This window comes from Bacillus sp. FSL K6-1005 (assembly GCF_038000225.1).
Taxonomy (GTDB): Bacteria; Bacillota; Bacilli; order Bacillales; family Bacillaceae; genus Bacillus; species Bacillus mojavensis.
The window spans coordinates 1,851,653-1,876,304 of record NZ_JBBOBP010000001.1; the positions used below are offsets into that span (position 1 = coordinate 1,851,653).

General features: G+C 43.7%; 23 protein-coding genes and 1 riboswitch. All 23 genes read right to left on the reverse strand.

Annotated features, from left to right (window positions below; all coding sequences use genetic code 11):
* Window positions 1-47: 47 nt before the first annotated feature.
* Window positions 48-821 carry a YlmH family RNA-binding protein gene (locus NST16_RS09650; RefSeq protein ID WP_268446241.1) on the reverse strand — a complete coding sequence of 258 codons (774 nt, stop codon included), beginning with the start codon at window positions 819-821 and terminating at the stop codon, window positions 48-50.
* A gap of 60 nt (window positions 822-881) precedes the next feature.
* Window positions 882-1,154 carry a YggT family protein gene (locus NST16_RS09655; RefSeq protein WP_010334177.1) on the reverse strand — a complete coding sequence of 91 codons (273 nt, stop codon included), beginning with the start codon at window positions 1,152-1,154 and terminating at the stop codon, window positions 882-884.
* 6 nt (window positions 1,155-1,160) lie between these two features.
* On the reverse strand, window positions 1,161-1,613 hold the full coding sequence (sepF, locus tag NST16_RS09660; protein ID WP_024121333.1) for a cell division protein SepF: 453 nt from the start codon (window positions 1,611-1,613) through the stop codon (window positions 1,161-1,163).
* On the reverse strand, window positions 1,610-2,302 hold the full coding sequence (locus NST16_RS09665; RefSeq protein WP_326197078.1) for a YggS family pyridoxal phosphate-dependent enzyme: 693 nt from the start codon (window positions 2,300-2,302) through the stop codon (window positions 1,610-1,612). Before NST16_RS09665 ends, sepF begins: the two co-directional genes overlap by 4 nt.
* Window positions 2,303-2,308: 6 nt before the next feature.
* A complete protein-coding gene (gene pgeF / locus NST16_RS09670; protein WP_340886061.1) occupies window positions 2,309-3,145 on the reverse strand; it encodes a peptidoglycan editing factor PgeF in 837 nt (278 codons plus the stop codon).
* Between the two features lie 157 nt (window positions 3,146-3,302).
* Window positions 3,303-3,548, reverse strand: a complete 246-nt coding sequence (locus NST16_RS09675) for a YlmC/YmxH family sporulation protein (protein ID WP_010334173.1) — start codon at window positions 3,546-3,548, stop codon at window positions 3,303-3,305.
* An 83-nt stretch (window positions 3,549-3,631) separates the two neighbouring features.
* Window positions 3,632-4,912 (reverse strand): acetylornithine deacetylase, encoded by a 1,281-nt coding sequence (locus NST16_RS09680; RefSeq protein WP_340886064.1) that lies wholly within the window; start codon window positions 4,910-4,912, stop codon window positions 3,632-3,634.
* Window positions 4,913-5,002: 90 nt separating this feature from the next.
* A riboswitch (TPP riboswitch) is annotated at window positions 5,003-5,105 on the reverse strand.
* 8 nt (window positions 5,106-5,113) lie between these two features.
* Window positions 5,114-5,908: an ABC transporter ATP-binding protein gene (locus NST16_RS09685; protein ID WP_010334170.1), complete on the reverse strand. Its 795-nt coding sequence runs from the start codon at window positions 5,906-5,908 to the stop codon at window positions 5,114-5,116.
* Between the two features lie 156 nt (window positions 5,909-6,064).
* Complete coding sequence (gene sigG / locus NST16_RS09690; RefSeq protein WP_340886068.1) at window positions 6,065-6,847, reverse strand: RNA polymerase sporulation sigma factor SigG; 783 nt, start codon at window positions 6,845-6,847, stop codon at window positions 6,065-6,067.
* A 139-nt stretch (window positions 6,848-6,986) separates the two neighbouring features.
* Window positions 6,987-7,706, reverse strand: coding sequence for an RNA polymerase sporulation sigma factor SigE (sigE, locus tag NST16_RS09695; protein WP_024121327.1), 720 nt, complete (start codon window positions 7,704-7,706; stop codon window positions 6,987-6,989).
* A gap of 62 nt (window positions 7,707-7,768) precedes the next feature.
* Window positions 7,769-8,698 carry a sigma-E processing peptidase SpoIIGA gene (gene spoIIGA / locus NST16_RS09700; RefSeq protein WP_168749424.1) on the reverse strand — a complete coding sequence of 310 codons (930 nt, stop codon included), beginning with the start codon at window positions 8,696-8,698 and terminating at the stop codon, window positions 7,769-7,771.
* Window positions 8,699-8,892: 194 nt separating this feature from the next.
* Window positions 8,893-13,200, reverse strand: coding sequence for a S8 family serine peptidase (locus NST16_RS09705; RefSeq protein ID WP_340886073.1), 4,308 nt, complete (start codon window positions 13,198-13,200; stop codon window positions 8,893-8,895).
* 307 nt (window positions 13,201-13,507) lie between these two features.
* On the reverse strand, window positions 13,508-14,656 hold the full coding sequence (ftsZ, locus tag NST16_RS09710) for a cell division protein FtsZ (RefSeq protein WP_010334166.1): 1,149 nt from the start codon (window positions 14,654-14,656) through the stop codon (window positions 13,508-13,510).
* A gap of 35 nt (window positions 14,657-14,691) precedes the next feature.
* Window positions 14,692-16,011: a cell division protein FtsA gene (gene ftsA, locus NST16_RS09715; protein WP_010334165.1), complete on the reverse strand. Its 1,320-nt coding sequence runs from the start codon at window positions 16,009-16,011 to the stop codon at window positions 14,692-14,694.
* 173 nt (window positions 16,012-16,184) lie between these two features.
* On the reverse strand, window positions 16,185-16,550 hold the full coding sequence (locus NST16_RS09720) for a small basic family protein (RefSeq protein ID WP_010334164.1): 366 nt from the start codon (window positions 16,548-16,550) through the stop codon (window positions 16,185-16,187).
* A 17-nt stretch (window positions 16,551-16,567) separates the two neighbouring features.
* The gene (locus tag NST16_RS09725) at window positions 16,568-17,275 is read right to left on the reverse strand and encodes a DUF881 domain-containing protein (RefSeq protein ID WP_010334163.1); all 708 of its coding nucleotides are present in this window, start codon (window positions 17,273-17,275) and stop codon (window positions 16,568-16,570) included.
* 21 nt (window positions 17,276-17,296) lie between these two features.
* Window positions 17,297-17,992 carry a DUF881 domain-containing protein gene (locus NST16_RS09730; RefSeq protein WP_340886083.1) on the reverse strand — a complete coding sequence of 232 codons (696 nt, stop codon included), beginning with the start codon at window positions 17,990-17,992 and terminating at the stop codon, window positions 17,297-17,299.
* Entirely contained in the window at window positions 17,989-18,780 is a 792-nt protein-coding gene (locus tag NST16_RS09735; protein WP_168747744.1) for a cell division protein FtsQ/DivIB, read from the reverse strand. Before NST16_RS09735 ends, NST16_RS09730 begins: the two co-directional genes overlap by 4 nt.
* A 129-nt stretch (window positions 18,781-18,909) precedes the next feature.
* On the reverse strand, window positions 18,910-19,821 hold the full coding sequence (gene murB / locus NST16_RS09740; RefSeq protein WP_268449989.1) for a UDP-N-acetylmuramate dehydrogenase: 912 nt from the start codon (window positions 19,819-19,821) through the stop codon (window positions 18,910-18,912).
* 31 nt (window positions 19,822-19,852) lie between these two features.
* The gene (gene murG, locus NST16_RS09745) at window positions 19,853-20,944 is read right to left on the reverse strand and encodes an undecaprenyldiphospho-muramoylpentapeptide beta-N-acetylglucosaminyltransferase (protein WP_168747741.1); all 1,092 of its coding nucleotides are present in this window, start codon (window positions 20,942-20,944) and stop codon (window positions 19,853-19,855) included.
* Window positions 20,945-21,066: 122 nt separating this feature from the next.
* Window positions 21,067-22,167, reverse strand: a complete 1,101-nt coding sequence (spoVE, locus tag NST16_RS09750) for a stage V sporulation protein E (RefSeq protein ID WP_003221421.1) — start codon at window positions 22,165-22,167, stop codon at window positions 21,067-21,069.
* Window positions 22,168-22,224: 57 nt separating this feature from the next.
* On the reverse strand, window positions 22,225-23,580 hold the full coding sequence (gene murD, locus NST16_RS09755; protein WP_268449992.1) for a UDP-N-acetylmuramoyl-L-alanine--D-glutamate ligase: 1,356 nt from the start codon (window positions 23,578-23,580) through the stop codon (window positions 22,225-22,227).
* Window positions 23,581-24,555, reverse strand: coding sequence for a phospho-N-acetylmuramoyl-pentapeptide-transferase (gene mraY, locus NST16_RS09760; RefSeq protein ID WP_024121314.1), 975 nt, complete (start codon window positions 24,553-24,555; stop codon window positions 23,581-23,583).
* Between the last annotated feature and the right edge of the window lie 97 nt (window positions 24,556-24,652).

A 24,652-nucleotide genomic window follows, 5' to 3' on the forward strand; every position in this document is an offset into this window, starting at 1 on the left:
TTATAAAGCAAATTCCACACAGATGGAGAAAAAAACTGAAAAACCGACTATTTTTGTCGTTCAAACGTGACTCTCCACTTGTCTTTTTTGGTTTTCCCTTCGATTTTTGTCAGACTGCAGCGGCCAAAGCCCCTGATAGAGAGCATGTCCCCTTCAGCAACCTGGTAAGAAGGATCTTCAACAACCTTCCAGTTCACTTTTACAAGACCGTTTTTCACCAGCGTTTGTGATTTCTGGCGTGATTGCCTGCTCATAGAGGCGCAGACTGCGTCAAGCCTTAAAGAAGAAACGGTGTCATCTCTTATTTCGACATCTAATGCGGGAATTTTAAGGTCTGACAAGTCAATTTTCTCAAGCTTGACCGCGGCTTTTCCGGCTTGGGTAAGCTGAGCCGCAACAAAATCGGCTGTTTCAGCTGAGACAATGATTTGCACCGCCGTCTCTGAAAACACTAAATCTCCAAACTTTTGCCGCTTCAGGCCGATTCCCATTAATGAACCAAGAAGTGACCGGTGATCGACCGTCACAAATTTTTCAGCATAGCGGACGTCAAACGCCTGAAGCTCAAAATCCGATTCTTCCGGCTTGATGTACTCAGGATATAAAATAGCCCGTTTTCGCTCCGCTCTGCCATAGCCGCCGAAAAAAGCCAGTCCTACATCTGCCTGTCCCGTGACAGCAGCGAGAATGACCTGTTCCCGGGGATCTAAAAAGTCGGTCAGCTTCATCCGGTACTGCTCCTGGACAATTCTTTTCCATTCGAGCGCCTGATCGATAAAGGCACGCTCGTCTTTTCTGAAGTGCTGATAAATATCGCTCATCGTCTTTCCCTTCTATGTAAAGAGGCTTGGCAGCAGCCAAGCCCCTATCAAACTGTCACCTTAAAAGGCAATCATGCGATAAAGCCCCCACAAGCCAGTTGTCGCAAACCGCAGCACGAGAATGGCTACGATTGGTGAAATATCCAGCATTGCAATTGGGGGGATAATTTTTCTGAATGGCTCGAGATATGGTTCACAGATCGAAGCTAAAAAACGTCCGACTCCTGTTTCCCTCGTACTCGGCACCCATGACATAAAAATATATATGATCAGGGCAAATGAGTATATTGTAATTAATAAGCTTAAAACCGAAAAAACTTGATAAAGGATCATCTCGCTTTACCACCTCTGATCGTCTTCAGATATGAGCTCAGAAATTGTGCCTGATACATCTACGTTATCAGGCGTGCATAGGAAAATATCTGAACCAATTCTTTGGATATCGCCGCCAATGGCGTAAACGGTTCCGCTTAAGAAGTCAACAATCCGTTTCGCCTGGTCATGCTGTATCCGCTGAAGATTGACGACAACTGCCCGCCTGTTCTTCAGATGGTCAGCTATTTCCTGCGCCTCCGCATAAACGCGCGGCTCACTCAACACCACTTTAGAGGATTTCTGAACACTTTGCAAGCTTACCACGTTCTGTTTGGCTGCTGGTTTACCAGCATTATAAGCAGGTTTTTCTTTTTGTTCCTGTTCCTCATGAGAATCCCGCTCAGTTTCAATATATTCGTATTCGTATTCTTCTTCATCCATCGAGAAAAAGTTTTTCAGTTTATTTTTCATACTCATTGCTGTACACCCCCTGTTTCATTTCCGACTAACGATGAGCCGATTCTAATATAAGTAGCCCCTTCTTCAATCGCGATTTCAAAATCATTTGACATGCCCATCGACAGTTCTGTACATGGAGCGTTCGGCTGTTTCAGTTCTTGAACCTGATCACGAAGTTCTCTCAGCGCTCGGAAACAGCTTCTGATCTGATCTTGGTCATCAGTCAGAGGAGCCATAGTCATCAGTCCGGCCACAACGATGTGTTCAAAGCCGGAAAGCTCTTGTATGAAGGGTATCACTTCTTCTTTTTTCATGCCGTGTTTAGAGGGCTCAAGCGAGGTATTGACCTGCACAAAGCATTGGACAGCACCTTCAGCCCGTTTTTCAATTTCTTTCGCTAATGAAAGCCGGTCCAAAGAGTGAATATAGGAAACAGAATTGACGACAGCTTTTACTTTTCTTGATTGAAGGCTGCCGATAAAATGCCATTCCACATTTCCTTTTATGATTTCCTGTTTGCGAAGCAGCTCGGCGTCCCGGTTCTCTCCGAGGCACGTGATGCCCGCATCGACCGCCTCCTGTGCTCTTTCTGGCGAGACATATTTTGTGACTGCAATAACCGTAACTTCATCGGAGCTGCGGCCCGATCTGTTACATGCTTCGTTTATTTGTTGGTTTATATGTCGTAAATGATCAACAACACGCAAGATCTTTTATGCCTCCTTCATTCCGATAAAGGACATCATCCGTCCTGTTTTCCCCTGATCGCGCCGGTGGGAAAAGAAAAGTGACGGCTCACTTTCCGTACATAAACCGCTGACAGAAATCTGCTCATTTGCCAAACCGCTGTCGATCAGTATGAGTCGATTCAGCTCTTTCAGATCAAGCTGATACTGCCCCTGTCCCGTCTGATTTACGGCACGCTCTGCTGAAAACGGCAATGCGCGGACAGCATTCATCACACGATCATCCACCGTATAGCACGCACCGCAGATAGACGGTCCGACAACAGCGTATATATCAGAAAGCTTCGAGCCCTCCTGTTCGGTCCATTGTTTCACCATTTCTCTGCCAATCTGTTTGACCGTGCCTTTCCATCCGGCATGAGCGACCCCGACAAGCGATTTCACCGGATCGAAAAAGAAAAGAGGCACACAATCAGCAAAGCATAATGCCAGGAATACATTTTTATCATTTGTATAGAGCCCGTCTGTTGCTTTAAAAGCTGATTGATACTCACGGGTGCCTTTGCCCCTGTCCCTCTGCGTCACTTTTTGGACGCGATTGTCGTGTGTCTGGTCAGCAAATACCCAAGACTGCAAATCAATATTAAACATATCGGCTATATATTCACGATTTTTAACCACATCTGCATCTTTGTCATGAACGTGCAATCCTGTATTTAACGACTCAAAAGGTTTTTGACTGACACCGCCGTTTTTCGTAGTAAATCCGGCAATGATTTCTGCATGATTTTGATTCGTTTGTTTCCAGTCTTGTATCATGAGTGTCGAGGGGGTGGTGAGACTGAATGGGTGATATGTATTCATGATGATCCAACCTTTCGACAAACATTTATAAGGCGTAATTTCCCACTTATTTTACCACATCTTTCTGCATTCGTTTAGCGCCGATTTGCATATTTCATAAATGAAATGTGCCGGAAGAGTTCAGACTTCCGGCATTTGACAATCAGCGGCAAAAAAGCTAAGCATGGGATTCACTTAATCGGACTAAAATGACATCTTCACCGATTTTAACTATATTTCGCCAAGGAATGACCATTTCCTCTTCCTTTCCAAAAAAACCGAGAACTTTTCCATTTCCCCCTAGTATAATCGCCTGAATTTTTCCTGTAGTGACATTGATATCAATATCGCCGATGCTCCCCAATTTTTTTCCGTTAGAGACATTGACGACATCTTTCACCTGAAATTCTGAAATGCTGATCATTCCCATCACGTCCTTTTTCGGTCCTTTTTTCTAGTATATGAACGGGCGGGCTGAACCTTGTCAGCAAGGAGAAATTTTCATGATCATTGTTCTTTTTTACGGCTGCACCATCTAAGGATGAATGTGAGCATGATTTTCGTATAATCTACGAGCTGCTCAATCGATACCTCCTCATTAACGGAATGAGCATTATATAAATTGCCAGGTCCGTAGATCACGCTTGGGATACCGAAATTATAAAGCCATCCGCCATCGGTTACGGTCTGAGAGACGTCAACGACCGGGCGTTCCCGTTTGATTTCCTCGTGTGACGCTGTAAGGGCTAAAACGCCAGGATGAGCCGGATCAACTTCCAAGGCCGGAAAAATTTCTCCTCTATCCTCAATCATTGAAGAGCCTCCCCATTTAAAGACAGGACGGTTTTCCCTCAGCCAAATATCACTGTCACTCAGCCGGTTGATGTAATCTTCTATTTCCGCTGCCACTTGTTCATGCGTTTCATTCGGGTAAAAATGGACTGTGATCCACAGCCTGCACTCATCCGCTATAAAGGCCGCATGTCTGCCTCCTTCTATAACAGCGGGATTAATTGTGTTTGTACCGGGTGCAAAGCCGGGATAACGTTTCATAATGGCCCAATGGCGCTCAAGCTCACCGAGTCCAGAAATGATTTTTGCCATTTTTTCGATCGCGCTCGCCCCGAATGTTCCTCCGCCAGCGTGGATCATATTGCGTCTTGTTCCATCGTGAAACGTTTGACTGCTTTTGATTTCGATCCAGCCTGTAATCACTCCGCCTTGACCTTGAATATGCATATCGCTCGTATCCGCCACAACTGCAAAGTCTGCGTGATGGCCCTTTTTGCAGCATTCAAGCGTGCCGGCCTCTCCGACCTCCTCCCCGATGACCGATTGCAGAATCAAATCGCCCGGGAGCTCAATGCCTGCTTCACGAATCAGCTTTACAGCAAACAGCACACAGGCCATTCCGCCTTTCATATCTGAGGCGCCCCGGCCGATTAAGAAACCGTTTTTCTCAATAGGACAAAACGGGTCATGCACCCATTCCTCGTCCTCTCTTACCTCTGCCACATCGACATGCCCATTGATGATTAAACTTTGATAGGCTGCTGAATTTGTTCCCTTTAAGACACCCACAACATTGGGATCTCCTGGATAAACGTCCCATTTGTCGATGAAAAATCCCCGCTCACGCAAAAACTGTGCAATCCATGTTTGGATGCTGTCTGTGTTTCTCGCAGGCGGCGCCGGTGTTTTAAAAGAAATCAGCGTTTTCGCAAGCCCAATGAGCTCGTCCTTTTGTTCTTCCGCTTTTTTTAGTAAAGATTCTACTTGATCAATCATGTTATCCGCTCCTATTTTTAATAGAAAAAAGCCGTTTCATATTCATGAAACGGCTTAATAAAGAAAGCAGAGTGCATGCTGCTGCATTCTCCGCTTTTTTCACCGCTTCCCTCCGCTGGTATGATCCAGATCAGGTCAATAAGGGTTGAGACAAGCGTCTCTCTCAGCTTCTATAGCACCCCTAGGATGAATCGTATGTCGTTATGCATTTGTTACCGTCTCAGCTCTTGTTAAAAACGGACGATCCTGATTCCATAATACACGGATCGGCGTATCAAAAAAAGAAGAAAGTGATTCATCTGTCAGCATGTCTTTCATTTGTCCTGATCTAAAGACTTCTCCCTTTTTTAACAAGAGGGCTTTATCAAAAATCGGCAAAATTTCTTCCGCATGATGCGTAACATAAAGAATAGACGGCGCATTTTCCCTGCTTGCAATATGTGTAATCGTATCTAACAGTTTTTCCCGGGCAATAAAATCAAGTCCTGTAACTGGTTCGTCCAGTATAAGCAGCTCCGGATCAGCCATTAGCGCTCTTGCGATTAAAGCTCTTTGTTTCTCTCCTTGAGAAAGAGTTTCATAGCGGCGGTCAGCATAATCGATGGCTCCTAAGTCCTCGAGCAGGGCAATTGCTTTTTCTCTGATATCCGCACTTGGAGTTTCATACAAGCCAATTGAAGCATATGCCCCGCTCAGAGCAATTTCAAAAGCTGAATCTGCCGGATACAATTTTTGCTGAAGACCCGCTGAGACAAGGCCGATTTTTCGTCTGAGTTTATCTCCCAGCTCCGTTTTTCCGAATACATGACCAAGCACCTGCATCTCGCCTGTTGTCGGAAAATAGTAAGAGCATAGCATATTTAACAGCGCGGTCTTCCCTGCTCCATTTAATCCGTAAAGCACCCAGTTCTCCTTTTCTTCTACTTTCCAATGAATATCCTTTAGTATCCATTTTCCATTCCGTTTTAGTGAGACATTGTCAAGCTGCAAAATCATTGTGGTCCTCCTCTTTCCAAACCGAATAATTGTTTTAATTTTCACAAAACTGTGTACGGACTAGGATACCTTACTTTTTCGAAAACGTAAACCGCCCGCTTCTAAATAGAAAAGCCTTTAAAACAATTTCTGTTTTAAAGGCTTTCCGCGTCCATGCTATTGATGAATATTCTTATTCATTTGTTTGATTGCTGCCTTTTCCAGTCTGGACACCTGTGCTTGAGAAATCCCGATTTCTTCGGCTACTTCCATTTGCGTTTTTCCTTGGAAGAACCGTTTTCTTAAAATCATTTTTTCCCTCTCGTTCAGCCTTCTCATGCCCTCTTTCAAAGCCAGCTCTTCAATCCATTGTGTATCTTTGTTGCGTTCATCACTGATTTGATCCATGACATAAATCGGATCTCCGCCGTCATTGTAGATCGGTTCAAAAAGAGATACCGGATCTTGAATGGCGTCGAGTGCAAACACGATTTCTTCGTGCGGTACTTCAAGAACTTTGGCGATATCCTCTGCCGTCGGCTCCTTGCTTGTCTCACTGATTAACCGTTCTCTTACCTGGAGTGCCTTATATGCGATATCCCTGAGTGATCTCGAGACTCGTATCGGGTTATTATCGCGCAAATACCTGCGGATCTCTCCGATAATCATAGGTACAGCGTATGTTGAAAACTTAACATTGTGGCTTAGATCAAAATTATCAATGGATTTCATTAGTCCGATGCAGCCGACTTGAAATAAGTCATCAACATACTCCCCTCTGTTATTAAATCTTTGAATGACACTTAAGACAAGACGCAAGTTCCCGTTTACAAGCTTTTCTCTGGCTGAATCATCACCTTCGTCCTGCAATTGCCTAAACAGCTTTCTCATCTCTTCATTCTTGAGTACGGGTAATTTGGACGTATCCACCCCGCAGATTTCGACTTTATTTCTCAACACTTTTTTCCCTCCCTATAGGAGCTGCTGTACAACGTTAAGTATCTCCTCGGGTGGGAAAAATATGCACTGTACTCAGACCGAAAAATAGTCATAATTGGGAAATCCTTGTAGAATCAAGGGATTAACCCGCAAAAATTTTTTACACCATTTTGTTGAATTCTTTTCGCAATCTTTTAATGATTCGTTTTTCCAGACGGGAAATATAGGATTGAGAAATCCCCATCATATCCGCAACATCCTTTTGGGTTTTTTCCTCTTCGCCGACAAGCCCGAAACGAAGTTCCATGATTTGTTTCTCCCTCTCATTTAACTGTTCGAGCGCTTTTTTTAGAAGCTTTTTATCCACGTTTGCTTCAATGTCCTTTGTGATGATATCATCATCCGTGCCCAGCACATCAGAAAGCAGAAGCTCATTGCCGTCCCAATCAATATTAAGCGGTTCATCGAAAGATACTTCTGAACGGATTTTGTTGTTTCTCCTTAAATACATCAGGATTTCATTCTCGATACAGCGAGAGGCATATGTAGCCAGCTTGATTTTCTTTTCCGGATTGAAGGTATTCACAGCCTTGATTAATCCAATGGTGCCGATGCTGATTAAATCTTCAATATTAATTCCCGTGTTTTCAAATTTCCGGGCGATATAGACGACCAGCCGCAGGTTGCGTTCGATCAAAATAGCGCGGGCCGCCTGGTCACCGCTTGGGAGCTTCATTAATAGAACCTGCTCCTCGTCTTTTGATAATGGCGGCGGCAAAGCTTCACTTCCGCCTATGTAATACACTTCATCGCTTTTCAAGCCCAGTTTCATCAGCAGCTTATACCAGAGGTGCGTCAACCGCAATTTAAGTTTTTTCATCTTCCTCTCCCTTCTAAATGTCACGTCTTATGAGTATGATAAATAACGGACATTTGCGAACATTAGGACACGTGTTTAATGGCTTTTCCTGACAGCATTTTCGGATGAATAATCGCGTCAAAATCTCCATCTGCCGACAGCTTTGACGTACTGATGCCAATTAAGCATTTATCCGCGGAAATCATTTCATCTTTTGTCATAATCGTTACATGATCCGGTTTGATACATAATAAGAATTGATGCTGCTGGCCTACTCCCCGGTATGGGATCAGCCTCATTTTATCTAAAAAACGAAACGAATCATCAAGCTGTTCAATCGCTTCCATCGGGTCTGCATTTCGAATAATCATCGTATCAGCCTCTCCGAAAATCGGTTCAAGCTTATCAATGTGAATTATCATGACCGGTGTTTTTGTGAGCGGGTCGTACAGCTGGTTGCCTGAATCCACCAGGCCTCTTGCGTGCAGTGTTTGGCCGCCCAGGTCCGCCTGTACCCTGACTCGTTCCTCATATTGAATGTTTTTTGTTTCAATATCTTCGATTCTTCTCTTGGAAAAAAACCATAACGCGGGAAAGCCAGCCACGATAAACATCCAGCTGATCGGGTCCCCAAATCCGGTTTGATTGGTGATCATGACACCGTTACTGACAATAGAGTTTGACTGCAGCAATGAGTGTGCTCCGATTATTCCTCCTCCCATTAGAAAAGTAGCAAAATAAAAGGAAAACAAATTTTGAAAGAAATAACGAAACCTCTTAAAACCGAATGTTACGAGTACAATGACAACCGAAAAAGCGAGCTTTCCGGCCGGGTTCTCAACGATCGGCGAGAAAGGAGTAAACATCAAAAGGACAATACTTGAACCGATAAACGCGCCGCCTATCAATCTTCTTTTTTTCACATGGCGTTTTAAAATAAATGCCGTCAGTAAAAGCAACAGTGCGTCAAAACAAAAGTTTAACAGCCAAATGACATCTAAATAGATTTTCACACCTGACCCCTTTCTTTCTTGCATCACGCTGTTCCCCTTCTTGTTTCATAAGTATAAAGCAAGCTCTGTGGGAAAGTCTGTCAATTAATGTTGAGAGGCCCATACAATTTTTCAGGGATAACTGCTTAATTTGTCGAGGGAATGAATGCGAGTATATAGAAAAAAAGCTGCCAAGGGCGGCAGCTTTTTTACACTTACTTTTCAGTATTGATATATAGTTTTCCATTCGCTGTTTTTCTAGTTTCATTGCCGTAATTGTCTCGAACGATAACCTCTACTTTCGCTCCATTTGCTTTAATAGAAGATGTTGCTGTCCAATAGCCTTCATATCGTCCCGGAGATATTTCCCTTAACGGCAGCTCGGTAGCGTTTTGTACATTCGCTCTTGCATTTGTGAGCGGAAGACGAATGACAAACGTTGCATCTGCCCCTTTCGTGCTTGAAAAAGCGATTTTGACCGATTCACCAGCTTTTAAGATTTTGTCCTCACCAGGAATTAGTCCGTTAATAACTGGCTTGTCAAAATTCACATCGACGACAGCTTTTTTCGTCGTCTTGTTGCCTGCTAAGTCAGAGGCTGTCACCTTTACTTCGTTGCTTCCGTTTTCCAATAGGATACGGGCGGAATAGGAACCGTCTGTGACTGTTGCTTTTTTGCCATTAACCTTTACTTCTTTCAAGTTGTCATCTGAAACAGTGCCTTTAACAGTCAGCGCTTCTTTATTGATTTTCTCGCCATCCTTTGGATTGTCGAGCGTCAGTTCAGGCTTGTCTTGATCAAGTGTGACCGTAACAGGACTTGAAGCATCTGTCGTTCCGGAGTCTGTTGATGCAGCCGCTGTCAGCTTGTTTTCCCCTTTGCTGAGTGAAACCCCTGCCTCGAACGTGCCATCTGCGGCAGTTTTCGTTTCTCCTGCTTCTTGATCACCATTATAAAGGGTTATAGTCGTCCCGGGAGATGCCTTTCCTTTTACAGTGACGCTCTCCTTATTGGTGTATGATTGGTCTGCAGGAGAAGTAATGTCAGGTACGGCAGCTTCATAATCGACTAATGCACGAATCATATAGTTGCCGTCTTCTTTATCCCCTTTTTGCCATGTTCCGTCAACATACTGCCAGTTGCGATCTGAGTACTGCCCGGTTTCATCCATTGCCAAGCCTGGTGAATATGGATCAGGTTTTGACTGGATATAGACAAGATAAAAGTCTTTATCGACCATAATCCCCTTCGAGCTGAGATCTACTTTCGTCCATTCGCCATTACGAAGAGCTTCAGCTTGATATGGTCCCGCAATTTTTTTGCCGGGTGCTCCATCTTTCCCTGTCGCATCGTAAACCTCGACCTTAAACTCTGTGCCGCCAGGATCAGGGAACTCCGTATCCCAGAATCTGAATAGCCCTCCTGTCAGCATGCCTTTTTCCTTGCCGTCAGCCAGTGACATTTTAACCGCCCATCCGTTTCCGGCCGCAAAATAGGAATTTGCATTCTCCGCTGTTCCATCATCGTATCCGATCTCGCCTGGATAACCGACGAAAGGCTTTAGCACAGTTTCTTTTGTGATATCACCTTTTAATTCAACGGAAAATTCATCGCTGTAATAGCCCGGCGCAGCTACTTTAATGGTGTAAGAGCCCTCATAGGCTTCAAGTGTATATTCTCCTTTGTCGTTTGTAGTTGCCGGTTCAACCGCGGCATCCTCAATAACATAGACGGAAGCCCCTTTTACAGGCTTTCCTGTTGTTTTATTGATGACAGTGCCTTTTAATGTGCCTTTCTTTAGTTCTTCTAACGTAAAATTAGCTTGGGTTGTCTGATCTGCCTGCAAAGACACTTTTTGCGTTTTCGATTGATAGCCATAAGCTTCTGCCATAAGCGTATAGTCTCCTGCTTTATGCGTCAGCTTGTACTGTCCGGTTGATTGATCTGAATAGGTTGATTTTCCTGTTTCAATCACTCTGACCTGTGCTCTTAGCGGCAATGCTTGCGGCTGTATATCAGCGCTATGTTCTGTTTTGGCAGCTGTATGTGTTGAAGGCTTAGCCTTTTTTGGATTAACCGCTTTTTTCTTTTGCTTTTCTGCCGTTTTTTGTACGCCCAGCTTATTCTTTTTAGCTGTTTTTCCGGCAGATTTGTTTGAAAGCTGAACATCATCAATGTACCAGCCCTCTTTCGCAATGCTTTCATCAGACTGAAGGTTGAACATCACTCGAATGTTTTGGCCTTTGTATGCGGATAAATTAATTTCTTCGTTGATCCAGTTTGAAGTCTTTCCATTATAGACCCCAGCCTGCTCCCAATTCGTTTCGCCTTCCGGTAAAACAAAAACGTAGCCGTAATCAAAATCACTTTCCAGGTTGTGCCAGCTCTTGAATTGAAGAAACAGGTTCCCTGAATCCGGCACATCAATTGGAGGCATAGTGAGATTCATATTCGCTCCATTGGCATAATTTCCAGTCAGGTTTGTCCCATATACTTTTTCTCCTGATGCAGCTGCATGAGGTCCTGATTCCGGAACTCCCCACTCCCAGTTATTGTTTGTTCCGCTCATAAGCCAGCCGCCTGGTTCTGTCTCAAAATCCTGCTTGTATCCAGTAGTGATGCTAGGTTTTACGGTTACATCATATATGTCAGACTCAACAACATGGCCGCCAAAATCCTGAATGATCCACTTATAGCTTAATGCGGTCCCCTTTATACTTGGGATTTCCGCCTGGTACGTCCCCTTCAAATGATCTCCGCTGATTCGTTTCGCATTGACCTCGTTCCATTCGCCTTGATCCAGCTTATAGGCCAATTTAACGGCAGTCACACTCACATTGTCTTCAGCTGTCAAGGTAAGCGGAAGGCTGGCACCTTCATAAGCTTCATTTACTTTCTCATGTTGATAGACAGGCATCTCTTCATCTTCCCCATCGACAGAAACTTGCCCTTCTGCTTTTCCTAAACCGTCTGTAACGGCTGATACAGCGTCTAAAGCATTAACCAAACCATGACCGTATCCGTTATTCGGAGAGTCAGGGAATGTAGAGTCTGTTAATGGCTCAGCCGTGCTTGTCAATATATCCTCCATCTCATCGACAGAAAGTGAGGCGTCTGCCTGCTTCAACAACGCGGCAACAGCAGAAACATGCGGTCCTGCCATCGAAGTGCCATCCCATCCGTCTTCATATGTCTGGCCAGGAACTGAAGACCGGATGTTTACGCCTGGAGCAGAAATTTCCGGCTTTGTTTCATCGTATGGCGACGGTCCCTGGAGTGAAAAATCGCCAAGCTTTTTGTTAATATCAGTCGCTCCGGTCGCAAATGCTTCCGGATAATTGGCAGGATTAGCGATAGAACCAGGTCCTCCCGGGTTAAAAAGATCAGCATTTCCCGCAGAGAATTCCGGGAAAATGTCGGCCGCACGCCAGGCATTGACCATATCCCTGTACCATTCATCAAGGCCGGAGCCCCCGCCCCAAGAATTATTGACGACATCCGGAGCCATTTCCGGGTGAGGATTGCCCTCTGCGTCCTTTGGAGCTAAAATCCATTCACCGGCCTCCAAAATGTCAGCATCTGTCCCGCCATCTTCTGAAAACGCCTTAACGGCAATCCATTTTGCGCCAGGTGCGACACCAATTTGATTCGTGCCATCAGGCTCAGAACCAACCATTGTACCTGTTACGTGAGTGCCATGAGCAAGATCATCATAAGGACTTGACTCGCCCGCTACAGCATCAAACCAGTTCATGTTATTATCAGGCTCATTCGGGCTTTCCGGATTAAACCCGCGATATTTTTCTTTTAATGCAGGGTGTTCCCATTCAACCCCTGTATCAATTGAGGCGACAACCGTACCCGTTCCGTCATATCCAAGCTCCCAAGCCTTCGGTGCATCTATTTGGTTTATATTCCATTCTACACCGTCAGTCGCTTTTATCGCTTTTTGCGCTTTTTTCATATTGAATGGGGAGGCGGATGACTTAAAAAGCTGCCGTTTTTCATTTGGAAGCACCTTTTCTACTTCAGGGAACTGAGCCACTTTCTCCATGACCTCTTTAGAAGCATGTACTGCAATTCCATTTACCACATAATAGGAATGAATATCATCGGCATTCCCTTTATTTTTCTGGCTGTTTAAATATTTCAAGACATCCTTCTGAGCTTCATCAGCTGTCACTTTTAACGAAGACACAACGGCGGAACGCTTTTGATATTCCGTTTTAGCAGCGGTAAGCTTTTTAGATTTCGCTCTTTTGACAGCTGATTTTGCCGCTTTTTGAGTGTCAGCTTGATCTTTAAATTTGATCAGAAAGGTAGTTTTTTCTTCTTTTTTAAAGCTTTTCTTTAATGAGCTGGATATCTTATTTTGAATCGTCTCTGAAGATTGAAGCTCCTGTTTTACAGAAGAAGCGGCACCTTTGCTGCTTGCCACGGCTGCACCCGGAAACAGCAGTGAACTGACGACAACTGTACTCAAAACAGAACTGATCAGTCTGTTTTTCGTCTTTTTCCTCATTTTTTATCCCCCTTTTTTAAACCACTTTGTAAAAAAATGTCGTCCCTCCTTTAAAGTTCAATTTGTTTGTCAAAACTTTGCTGTATGTTAACTGTAGACAATCTCAATTACAGATATTGTCGTTTCCTGTCATTTCATTTCCATATAAATGAAAATGATTAGATGGTCATGAAATATCGGTAGGTATAATAGGTTGATTTGTTGATCTGTGTAGGAAGACATAGTTCAAAAGACATGATAGATGGATGGAAATGATTGAGGAAAAAATAAAAAAAGGACAAAATCGAAAACGATTTTGTCCTTTCAATTAGCCGCGTTTATTGCGATTTCTTAAAAATGTCGGGATATCAAGCGTATCGTCAGCCGGCTGTGAGGTTTGGCGGCTGACTGTGTTTTGATGCTGCGGTTCCTCTCGTTTCGGCTCACGTTTTGGAACACTCTGATTATGTGATTTGATATTCTGGTTTAATGATGGACGCTGGGGTTTCGTAACATCTTTCTCCTGTTCAATAAAACCAGTGGCAATCACAGTAACCACAATCTCGTCTTTAAGATTTTCGTTAATAACAGAACCGAAAATCATGTTTACATCCTGGTCAGATGCAGAAGCGACAATATCTGCTGCTTCCTGAACTTCATATAGGCTCAGATTTGTTCCGCCAGTAATGTTCATTAAGACGCCTTGCGCGCCGTCAATTGCTGCTTCAAGAAGCGGACTGGAAATGGCTTTTTTCGCAGCTTCTGCAGCACGGTTTTCTCCAGTCGCAATACCAATACCCATCAAAGCAGATCCTTTGTTAGACATGATCGTTTTCACATCAGCAAAGTCTAAGTTAATGAGACCAGGAGTAGCGATCAGGTCAGAAATACCTTGAACCCCTTGACGGAGTACGTTATCAGCTTCACGGAATGCTTCAAGCATCGGCGTGTTTTTATCAACAATTTCCAAAATACGGTCGTTCGGAATCACAATCAGTGTGTCCACCGCTTCTTTCATTGCAGAAATTCCGCCCGCCGCCTGCAGCTGTCTCTTACGGCCTTCGAACGTAAACGGTCTTGTAACGACTCCGACTGTTAATGCTCCTAAATCTTTTGCGATTTGCGCAATAACCGGTGCGGCACCTGTTCCTGTTCCGCCTCCCATACCAGCTGTTACGAATACCATGTCAGCGCCTTTTAGCGCTTCTTCAATCTGCTCCTTGCTTTCCTCTGCGGCTTTTTTACCGACTTCCGGATTCGCACCTGCTCCCAATCCTCTAGTCAGCTTTGCGCCGATTTGCATTTTCACTTCCGCTTTTGACAGGTTAAGAGCTTGAGCGTCCGTATTTACCGCGATGTACTCTACTCCTTGCACTTCATTCTCAATCATTCGGTTGACCGCGTTGTTACCGCCGCCTCCTACTCCGATTACTTTAATTGATGCTAAGCCGTCTATGTTTGTTTCGAACTCCAACATGCTAAATCCTCCTAATCTGCCGAATGACTATCTATCTATTCCCAAAACATGCTTAATAGTTTTTTCATTTTGCTCTGTTTGTTATGTTCGGCTTGTGTTTTTTGTTTTCCTTTTGGCCGTTGCTGCATCTCATTTTGGTGATGATGCTCTTCTTCCTCTGCTGATGAGACTGCGATTTCCTGTATCGCTTCTTCAGGCATCTTGAAGCCAATTTTTCTGCCTTGAATTCTAGCATTCCGGCAGGCGAATTGAATCATGCCAACTCCCGTCATATACTGAGGATCTCTTACACCGATATAATTCGGGCTCGCCACTCTGACATTGTTTTGCAGCACATCCTGCGCCAGTGACATGACACCAGGCATCGCTGCTTGTCCCCCTGTCAGCACGAAGCCTCCCGGCAGATCGCTAATTCCCATATTGCGAAGTTCTTCTGAAGCAATCTCAAGGATTTCTTCGACTCTTGCTTCAATGATATTCGCTGCTTCCTGCTGTGTAAATGTTTGTTTTTGATTGGTGCCTATAACGGTTACTTCAAATACTTCATCTTCTGAAGCCTCGTTATAGTAGGCATGTCCAAATTGTTTTTTCACACGTTCCGCTTCTTCTGTGGACGTTCTCAATCCGATGGAGATATCTTTGGTGATATTTTCGCCTCCGAGAGGAATGACACGGGTAGAAGTCAGGTGTCCGTTCTGGAATACGGCAATGGTGGTTGACCCTCCTCCTATATCAATGAGAGCCACACCGAGATTTTTCTCATCCTTTGACAAAGCAGCAGAACCGGCTGCCAGCGGCTGTAGACAAATATCAGTTATTTCAACACCGGCTCTTTCAACGCAGCGAAGCAAGTTATGTAATATTGTTTTTGAACCGGTGATCAGTGTGCCCTCTACTTCTAAACGCACACCAAGCATTTTTTTCGGGTCGGTAATTTCATCTCTTCCATCAACGATAAATTGTTTAGGAATGACGTCGACTATCAGCTGTTCATGCGGTATTGAAACAACCTGGGCCGCTTCCATGACGCGGCGGACATCTTCTACTTGAATTTCTTTATTTTCACTAGAAACTGCTACAACACCGTTTGTATCTTGAATATTGATATAATTTCCATTAACGCCGACAATAGCTTTTCTAAGCGGAAAACCTACCATTCTTTCAGCTTGGTCAAACGCTTTTCTTATAGAATGAACGGTCTCATCTATATCAACGATTGAGCCTTTTTTCAACCCTTCAGACGGTACATTTCCCACACCGATAATATTAAGGGAATCATCTGTCATTTCTCCGACGATCACTTTTGTATTGGACGTACCGATGTCAAGACTGACGTAAAGTTCATTGTTGTTCATTCTATGGCACCTCCTCACATTTCGATCATTTCTATTCTATTATTTGCGGAACAACAATACAATGAATGTGGCTTTACAAGTGTGTAACAAAAAATAACAACGGAATATTCTTATGTGCTTTTCACATTTTATGTTTATTGAAAATATTCGTTATATCCTATGTATATCCTCTTTTATATCACATTTTTTTTATTTTTTTTAGAAAGAGTCCACTTTGTTAGTAGATTTCTTCTTATAACGGCTATATTCTGAAATAATCTGACTCCAAATGCGAATATACCTGCTAAATACAAGTCTACACCAAGATGAACTCCCAGAAAAGCTAAACTTATTGCCAATATAATATTAAAAAAGAAACCGGAAACAAATACCATTTCATCATATGTACCTTGTAAATGCGCCCTGATTCCGCCGATTAGAGTATCAAGTGCAGCAAGCACAGCAAGTGATAAATAATTTGAGTATTCACTCGGTATTGTTAAGTTTGTCATCAGTCCGATCGTTATTCCGAGCACGAGTCCAAGCACGGGCAGCCACATGACAATTCTCCTCCCTTTTAGTCTTTAAGCGGTTTTAGCTGTTGTACGTCCACTGCTCTGTCATAAGCTTTTAATGTGAGGCTGCTGTCAGATTTACCTGCTTTTAACGCTACATTTTCAGAAGCAAAGATATCCTCTAGATCGGACCCCTTTACCCTGCTGTACAGCTTGTCCGGATCTTCAGCAAGCACTTTTACTGTTAAAGGATAATCATCTAGGCTGTATCCGTCTATTTTTGTTGTGCCGTTTATGTCCCGTATCACTGAAGAATTCACAACTCTTCGCTCATTTATTGAGATATGCTCAGCACCATAAGAGTTGAGTTCATTAATCAGCTTCTTTAGTAAATCCGGCGGTGGATTTTTGATCGCCTCTCCAGTTACGCTTTCAGAAAAAAGCGGAGAAAGGGTGATGACAATTCCGCTACCTGTAATATCGGTCATGCCGGCTGTTTTTTTTAAGGTTTGTAATGTATTATTGAGTGCTGTTTCTTTTGTCAATTCTTTGTTTTGCGTATAGGTATTCAGCAATTTATCATACTTATTAATTTCAGCCAGCAGCTCTTCCTGCTTCTTCTGCTCTGATGTAAGCTCTTCTCTAATATCCCACATATCTCTTGTATCTCGGACTTGAGGATGCTTTAAAGAATTAAATTGAACAGATATCATAAGGCCGAATATGACCATAAGCACGCTGATGCTAATGAAGGAACGCTTTATTTTCAATCACTTCACCCGCTTTTCCAGTCATTCCTTCGTTTTCAGAATGGGCTCCATTTGTACATTTTTCTTTTTTTCTGCGGTAACAGAAATATGATCCATAGAAAGCTGATCGATCAGGCCTCCTGCTATATTTAACGAAGGAAGCAGGACATCGGGATCTCCAATGGCCGAAACGACAAATGGGGCGGGGTGCTGCACCCCGTCAACCGTTACGACCGGCCCGTTGCACTTGATGTAGGAATTATGGGTCAGCCGCTGGCCGTTGATGGAGACGGCTGCCGCGCCAGATATATACAGTTCATTTATGACTTGAAAGAGATGGCTTTCGTGAACGATGTAGCTGTTCACATTCTCTCCTTCCGGTATGTAAGAAGCATCTTCCACAGTCACTTGAACGCCCTCTCCTTGTACACCGACTTCCCCAATATACATTCTGTACTTTTCTACATCTTCCAGAACGTTATAGTATTCTGTTTTTTCGTTTTTCAGCTTATTTTCAGTCTGACGGACTTTGTTCTGCTTTTGATACAGTTCTTTTTCAAGGTCCTTGTTTTCTTTCTCTTGCTTCAGCAGTTCATCCCGCAGGGCATATTCTTTTTTCCAATCTTCCGTCTCTGTCATGCTTTTGTGGTTTTCTCTTGTCGTCTGAAAGGAAAAAGAAATTAAAAAACCTGCGATTAGCATAATCAAAGAAAGAAGGACGGCTGATTTGCCCCTCAATTTTCATCTTCCTTTTTGGCAGACGAATCGCTTTTTCCAAACTCTTCAAAATAGGTAGCAACTTCTAAATGAATAATCCCTTTTTTACTGCCGTTGAGCTGTGAGATAATAGAAGGATACGTTTTCATTCGGTCTGCAAAGGTTTTGATGGAAGCAGTAACGACATACCCGTCGTTCATATATAATTTAATACGGTTTTGATCCATTTTGACAGGAGTATAATACACTTCTGAAATCGACTGTTTTAAAGAATTTGACAAAGCATCGAGCTGCTTGGCCATTTGAACACGTTTTTTAGCGTCTGTCCAATTCACCAAAATGGGTCCCGCATCATCCGGCGTTACTTCGTTTGGCAAAACTGAACCGTTTTCAAGGATTTCGTAATACACATTGTCTTTTTCTAAATAGGCAATCGCTTTATATTCTTCGATCGCAATGTTAATTTTATTAGGAAGGGATTTGCTGATTTCTGCTTTTTTCACTAATTTATTTTCCTGAATCTTTTTTGCTGTTTTTTTCTTATCCAGACTCCAAAATTCAGTATCTCCGCTTTTGATATCGGAAAGATCAATTATCTCCTTTTTGGAAACATTCTCATTACCGGTAACAGAGATTGATGAAATTTTACTAATCGGTGTCTGCAAATACACGATGATCAGCACCATCATAAAAAAGAGCATAATAAATGAAATAAGCCTGCGGTTTGCCTTCTGTTTTCTCTGCTCTTTAATTTTAGGGATCCGCTCTTCAATATTTACGATTTTTTCTCGGTCATGACCCGGATTCATTGCCTGTTCACCTCATTCAACTGAAACAGCCTTAAAAGTCTGCCTATTCCAAAACAAACGGCATACTATGATGCCGTTTGTCGTTTGCTTACAGTATATCATATGAACAGCTTCAGTTCAGAACTTGAATCAGCGATTTTCACCGATAATTTCAACCTCTGTGTGCATATCAATCTCGTATTTTTCACGGATTGTCTTTTTCACATGATCAATGAGATCAAGCACATCTTTTGCGGATGCTCCGCCCGCATTGACGATGAAGTTTCCGTGCATCTCCGATATCTTTGCACCGCCGATTTGATATCCTTTTAAGCCCGCTTTTTCCACTAGATTGCCGGCATGGTTCGGGAGCGGGTTTCTGAATATACTTCCTGCACAAGGGCTTGAATACGGCTGAGTATTCTTTCTGTAGTCTTTATTGCTTTGCATTTGCTGAACGATTGATTCTTTATCCTTCTGTTCAAGCTGGAGAACGGCTTCAAGACAAACACCAGGGCGTTTCTTTTGCAATACGGACGTTCTGTAGGTGAATTCCATCTCCTCATTTGTCAGCCACTCGATTGTGCCGTCTTCAAATAAAATATGCGCTTTGACAAGGATCTTACTCATATCAGACCCGTGAGCGCCTGCATTCATATAGACAGCCCCTCCGATGGATCCCGGAATTCCGGCAGCGAATTCTAATCCCGACAAGCCCTTTTTGCTCATCGATGTAGCAAGACGCACAACTGAATAACCGCCACCGACAGTGACTTGTTCCCCGTCAAGCTCCAGGTGGTCAAGACCCGCGCCCAGCTTGATCACCACACCTCTGATCCCTTCATCTAATACAAGAAGGTTTGATCCGCGGCCAATGACTGTCCACTTTACTTCATATTTTTTCACAACATCCATGATGTCCTTGACAGCATCTACACTGCTTGGAATGACCAATACATCCGCAGGACCGCCGATTTTCATTGTTGTATGATTTGCGAGCGGTTCATTTGCAAGCACCTTGCCGACTTCGCGTTCTTTTAATTCTTGTATCACTTTCTCCATCGTAAACCTCCGCATTCCATTTGCTTTTCTATTATTTTTTCAAATCTTCGAGTACGCTGTATAAACGGGCAGCCGCATCAGGAACACCTAGTGACTTTGTCCGTTCGCTCATATCCTTTAATGTTTGTTCATCGAGCACAATCCGGTCAAGCGCTTCAATCAGCTTTTCCCCGCTGAGTTCTGTTTCTTTCAAAACAATCGCCGCATCATGCTGACCGAGAGATCTCGCATTGACCTCCTGGTGATTCGCCGTTACGTACGGACTTGGAATCAGCACACTTGGAATTCCGAGTGCCGTAATTTCCGCAATGGTCGTCGCACCCGCTCTTGCTACAATCACATCAATCGCCTTTAAATACTCTGGCATCTGATGAAGAAACGGTTTTGTGACCATATTGTCAGCTGCACCCTTGTTTTTCAGCTCAGTCATTACTTTCTCATAGTGAACCTCGCCCGTAATATACAGTACTTGATACGCTCTTGATTTCAGCGCATCCTGCATATCAATGACCGCACGGTTAATCGGAGCGGCGCCTCTGCTTCCGCCGAAGATTAATACGGTTTTTTTCTCTTCAGAGAGCCCGAATTCTGCCATCGAGCGGCCCGTCTTTATTGAGACGACCTCAGAGGCTCTCGGGTTTCCCGTAAATACAACTTTCTCACTTGGAAAATGTGATTTTGCTTCCTCAAAACATATTGCTACTTTATCAACATATTTTGAAAGAAACTTATTGGTGATGCCCGGCAGGCTGTTTTGTTCATGAACGATAGTCGGAATCCCCATTTTTGCAGCCGCGTATACAACCGGCCCGCACACATAACCGCCCGTTCCAATCACGGCATCCGGCTTAAATTCCGCTAAATACGACTTGCTTTTTTTAACGCCTTTTAGGAAACGCATGACCGTTTTTACGTTTTCAAATGAAAGCTTTCTTTTAAAACCTGTAATTTCAATGGAACGAAACGGTATATTTTCCCGTTCTACAATTTTTTTCTCTAATCCGTTTTCTGTTCCGATATATAAAAATTCTACATCAGGATGGCGGCGCTGCACCTCTTTGATAAAGGCAAGTGCTGGATAGATGTGTCCCCCTGTGCCGCCTCCGCTTATTGCAATTCGCATATCTCTTCCCCCAGTCTCAGTCTCTATAACATAACGATAACCCTGTTTTTATGGACAGGGTTATCGCATCAATTGTTTCCCAGCTTCCTGTTTCATAGGATCGCTTCACGAATAAAATTTCATTAATACCTCGAGTACCGGCTCACGTTTAGCAGCACACCGACAGCCATCAGCATCAGCGTCAATGATGAACCTCCGTAGCTTAGAAACGGCAGCGTGATGCCAGTTACCGGAATAAGGCCCGTCACAACACCGATATTGATCATGACTTGGATCGCGATCATTGAAATAATCCCTACAGCGACAAAGCTGCCATATAGATCTGGTGCACCGAGCGCGATCCTGATTCCTCTCCACAGCAGCACGCTGAACAGAAGCAAAATAAGAGATCCGCCGATAAACCCAAGCTCCTCTGACAAGATGGCGAAAATAAAGTCCGTTTGCGGCTCAGGCAGATAAAAGAATTTCTGTCTGCTTTGGCCGAGCCCCATTCCGAACAATCCGCCAGGCCCTACCGCATAAAGCGATTGAATAATTTGAAAGCCGCTGCCGAGCGGATCTTCCCACGGATTCAAGTAAGAGGTAATCCGTTTAATTCGATATGGAGCCGACAGTACGAGCCCAACAAATCCGCTCAGGCCGATCAGCCCGAGAAAGACGAAATGGGCAATTCGCGCACCGGCTACAAAAATCATGACAATACAAGTACCGACCATTACCGTTCCCGTACCGAGGTCAGGCTGGCACATAATAATCAAAAATGCGGAAAACACGATGCCGAGCGCCGGAACGAATCCACGTCTGAACGATGTTATGTTTTTTTGCTTTTCAGAGAGAAATTTAGCAAGGAATGCTATCATCGCAAGCTTCATAAACTCTGAAGGCTGTATGCTGAATGCGCCGACACCGATCCAGCTTCTAGAGCCGTTCCGCACCATGCCTACGCCTGGTATTAAAACAAGCACCAGCAAGAAAAAACAGATAACCATCAGCAACTTGGACCATGTCCGCCATGTCCAATAATCAACATTCATAATAAAGAACATGGCAATAACGCCGATGCCCGCAAACAGTAGCTGCCGTTTCGCGAAAAAGAATGAGTCGTCAAATTTATAATCCGCCCATACCGCACTCGCACTGTACACCATAATTAATCCAATTGTTAATAATAATAACGTAATGATGACCAATAACAAATCAGGCGATGTTTTTTTAGTAGTCAAAGCAATCGACACCCCAAGCTTAAAGTCATTAGGGCTGCCGATTTCCAAGACAAGCCCTTACTTAAGCATATGCACGGCGTCTATAAACATGTCACCGCGTTCTTCAAATGTTTTGAATTGATCCCAGCTCGCACACGCAGGTGAAAGCAGAATGACATCTCCTTCATTTGAGAGCGCAAACGCCGCAGATACTGCTTGTTCAACATTATCGACACGTTTGACATGTTGTATTCCCAGATCATTTCCGAGCTTTTCGAGTTTCGGCGCTGTCTGTCCGAATGTAAGCACCGCTTTGACATGCTTCATGTAGGGTTTTAAGTCGTCAAAGCCGTTTCCGCGATCCAGTCCGCCTGCAAGCAGGATGACAGGTTTTTCAAAAGCCGAAAGCGCTTTGCTTGTCGCCAAAACGTTTGTTGCTTTGCTGTCATTATAAAACTTACGGTTCTTCACTGTTGTGACATACTGGAGACGGTGCTTTACGCCGGTAAAGCTTGTCAGCACTGTTTTGATGGCCTCGTTGGACGCTCCAGCCGTTTTCACTGCCGCAATCGCGGCTAAAATGTTCTCCAGATTATGCGCACCTGGCAGCACAACCTCTTCCAGAGGAAGAATAGCTTCGCCGTTGTACATAATCATGCCCTCTTTTACATAAGCGCCGTGTTCAAGCTGTTTGCTTACTGAAAAAGGAACAATTCCGGCTTCTCCGGCCTCAGCCAGGCGCACGACTGTTTCATCATCCTGGTTGACAATTGCTTTATCTGAAGCTTTCTGATGCAGATACACTTTTTGTTTCGCTTTTTCATAGTTTTCTCTCGTATGATGATAATCCAGATGGGCATCAAACACGTTTAAAATCAGGCTGATTTCAGGCCTGAAGTCGTGCGTTCCCATCAGCTGAAATGACGAAAGTTCCGTTACGATCCATTCATCTCCATCAGCGTGATAGGCAACCTCACTTGCGACTGTACCGATGTTTCCGGCGATCAGCGCCTTTTGAGAGTCTGCCTTCAGCATTTCATAAATCAGCGTTGTCGTTGTCGTTTTCCCATTCGACCCAGTGATCCCAATAAATTTGGCATTCGTCAGATGGTAGGCAAGCTCAATTTCCGTCCATATCGGGATGCCTCTTTTTTCTGCTTCCTGAACCATAATATTTTCATATGGAATACCCGGGTTTTTGATCAGTACAGTAATCTGATGCTGATCGAACAGAGAAACAGGGTGCTCTCCGCAGACAACTTCGATCCCTTTTTCAGAAAGTTTCTGGGCTGGTTCGTTCTCATCAAAAGGCTTTTGGTCGTTGACTGTAACATAGACACCTTTTTCATGAAGAATAGAAGCCGCCGCAAACCCGCTTTTGGCGAGTCCAAGGACTAAAAAATGCTGATTTTGCAAAAATAGATCGTTTTCCACTTATAACCACACCTCGATGTAAATTCCTAATACGGCAAGCAAAAGTCCCGCAGCCCAAAATGTTACAACAACTCTCCATTCAGACCACCCGACAAGCTCATAATGGTGGTGAAGCGGACTCATTTTAAAGATTCGTTTACCTGTCGTTTTAAAGCTGATGACCTGCAGAATAACGGATAATGTCTCAATGACGAATACACCGCCGATAATCACCAGCAGGATTTCTAATTTCGTTAAAATGGCAATGGTGACGATTGCTCCTCCCAATGCAAGTGATCCTGTATCTCCCATAAACACTTTGGCTGGATGCGCATTGAAGACTAGGAAGCCCAGCACCGCTCCGACAACCGCAACTGAGAAAATAGCAACATCATATTGGGATTGATTCCATGCCAGAATGGCAAAGGCGCCAAAAGCAATGGCTGCCGTACCTGATAATAGACCGTCAAGACCATCAGTCAGGTTGACGGCGTTTGATCCGCCGACAAGCATAAATAGCACAAGGATAAAGTAAGCCCATCCAAGATCAAATGACAGATCAGTCCCAGGAATGCGGATATCCGTCGCAAAATTGTAGTAATGATACACCGCATAAAACACAATTGCGATGATAATTTGTCCGATCAGTTTTTGCTTTGACGTCAGACCGAGATTTCGTTTCATTACGACTTTGATGTAATCATCCAAAAAGCCGAGTAAACCGTAACCGATCGTGACAAACAGCAGCAGGAACATTTCCGGACTTATTTCTGAAAACTTCTGAGTCATCACTATTGTTGTCACAATGATAGACAGTATGATCATGACCCCGCCCATTGTCGGTGTCCCTGATTTTTTCTGGTGTGATTTCGGTCCTTCTTCTCTAATACTCTGGCCGAATTTTAATCTTCTTAAAAACGGAATAAGAATCGGAGAGAGCAGAACACTGATTAAAAAACCCATTAAAATTGTAAACAGAATGACTTGCTCAAGCATTGTCCTTTTCTCCTCCTGTTTCTTTCAAACGACATACGTAGTTATCATATTCATGTTTTTTTTCCATATGAAAAATCTTTTCAAGCTCCATCATGCA

Bases quoted from the DNA above. Each gene is read 5' to 3' on its own strand.
- ftsA (WP_010334165.1), bottom strand. From the start codon at position 16,011: ATGAACAACAATGAACTTTACGTCAGTCTTGACATCGGTACGTCCAAT.
- NST16_RS09675 (WP_010334173.1), bottom strand. From the start codon at position 3,548: ATGATCAGCATTTCAGAATTTCAGGTGAAAGATGTCGTCAATGTCTCT.
- NST16_RS09685 (WP_010334170.1), bottom strand. From the start codon at position 5,908: ATGATTTTGCAGCTTGACAATGTCTCACTAAAACGGAATGGAAAATGG.
- NST16_RS09655 (WP_010334177.1), bottom strand. From the start codon at position 1,154: ATGATCCTTTATCAAGTTTTTTCGGTTTTAAGCTTATTAATTACAATA.
- ftsZ (WP_010334166.1), bottom strand. From the start codon at position 14,656: ATGTTGGAGTTCGAAACAAACATAGACGGCTTAGCATCAATTAAAGTA.
- NST16_RS09720 (WP_010334164.1), bottom strand. From the start codon at position 16,550: ATGTGGCTGCCCGTGCTTGGACTCGTGCTCGGAATAACGATCGGACTG.
- sepF (WP_024121333.1), bottom strand. From the start codon at position 1,613: ATGAGTATGAAAAATAAACTGAAAAACTTTTTCTCGATGGATGAAGAA.
- NST16_RS09735 (WP_168747744.1), bottom strand. From the start codon at position 18,780: ATGAATCCGGGTCATGACCGAGAAAAAATCGTAAATATTGAAGAGCGG.
- pgeF (WP_340886061.1), bottom strand. From the start codon at position 3,145: ATGAATACATATCACCCATTCAGTCTCACCACCCCCTCGACACTCATG.
- murG (WP_168747741.1), bottom strand. From the start codon at position 20,944: ATGCGAATTGCAATAAGCGGAGGCGGCACAGGGGGACACATCTATCCA.
- sigE (WP_024121327.1), bottom strand. From the start codon at position 7,706: ATGAAAAAACTTAAATTGCGGTTGACGCACCTCTGGTATAAGCTGCTG.
- NST16_RS09680 (WP_340886064.1), bottom strand. From the start codon at position 4,912: ATGATTGATCAAGTAGAATCTTTACTAAAAAAAGCGGAAGAACAAAAG.
- NST16_RS09705 (WP_340886073.1), bottom strand. From the start codon at position 13,200: ATGAGGAAAAAGACGAAAAACAGACTGATCAGTTCTGTTTTGAGTACA.
- murB (WP_268449989.1), bottom strand. From the start codon at position 19,821: ATGGAGAAAGTGATACAAGAATTAAAAGAACGCGAAGTCGGCAAGGTG.
- mraY (WP_024121314.1), bottom strand. From the start codon at position 24,555: ATGCTTGAGCAAGTCATTCTGTTTACAATTTTAATGGGTTTTTTAATC.
- NST16_RS09650 (WP_268446241.1), bottom strand. From the start codon at position 821: ATGAGCGATATTTATCAGCACTTCAGAAAAGACGAGCGTGCCTTTATC.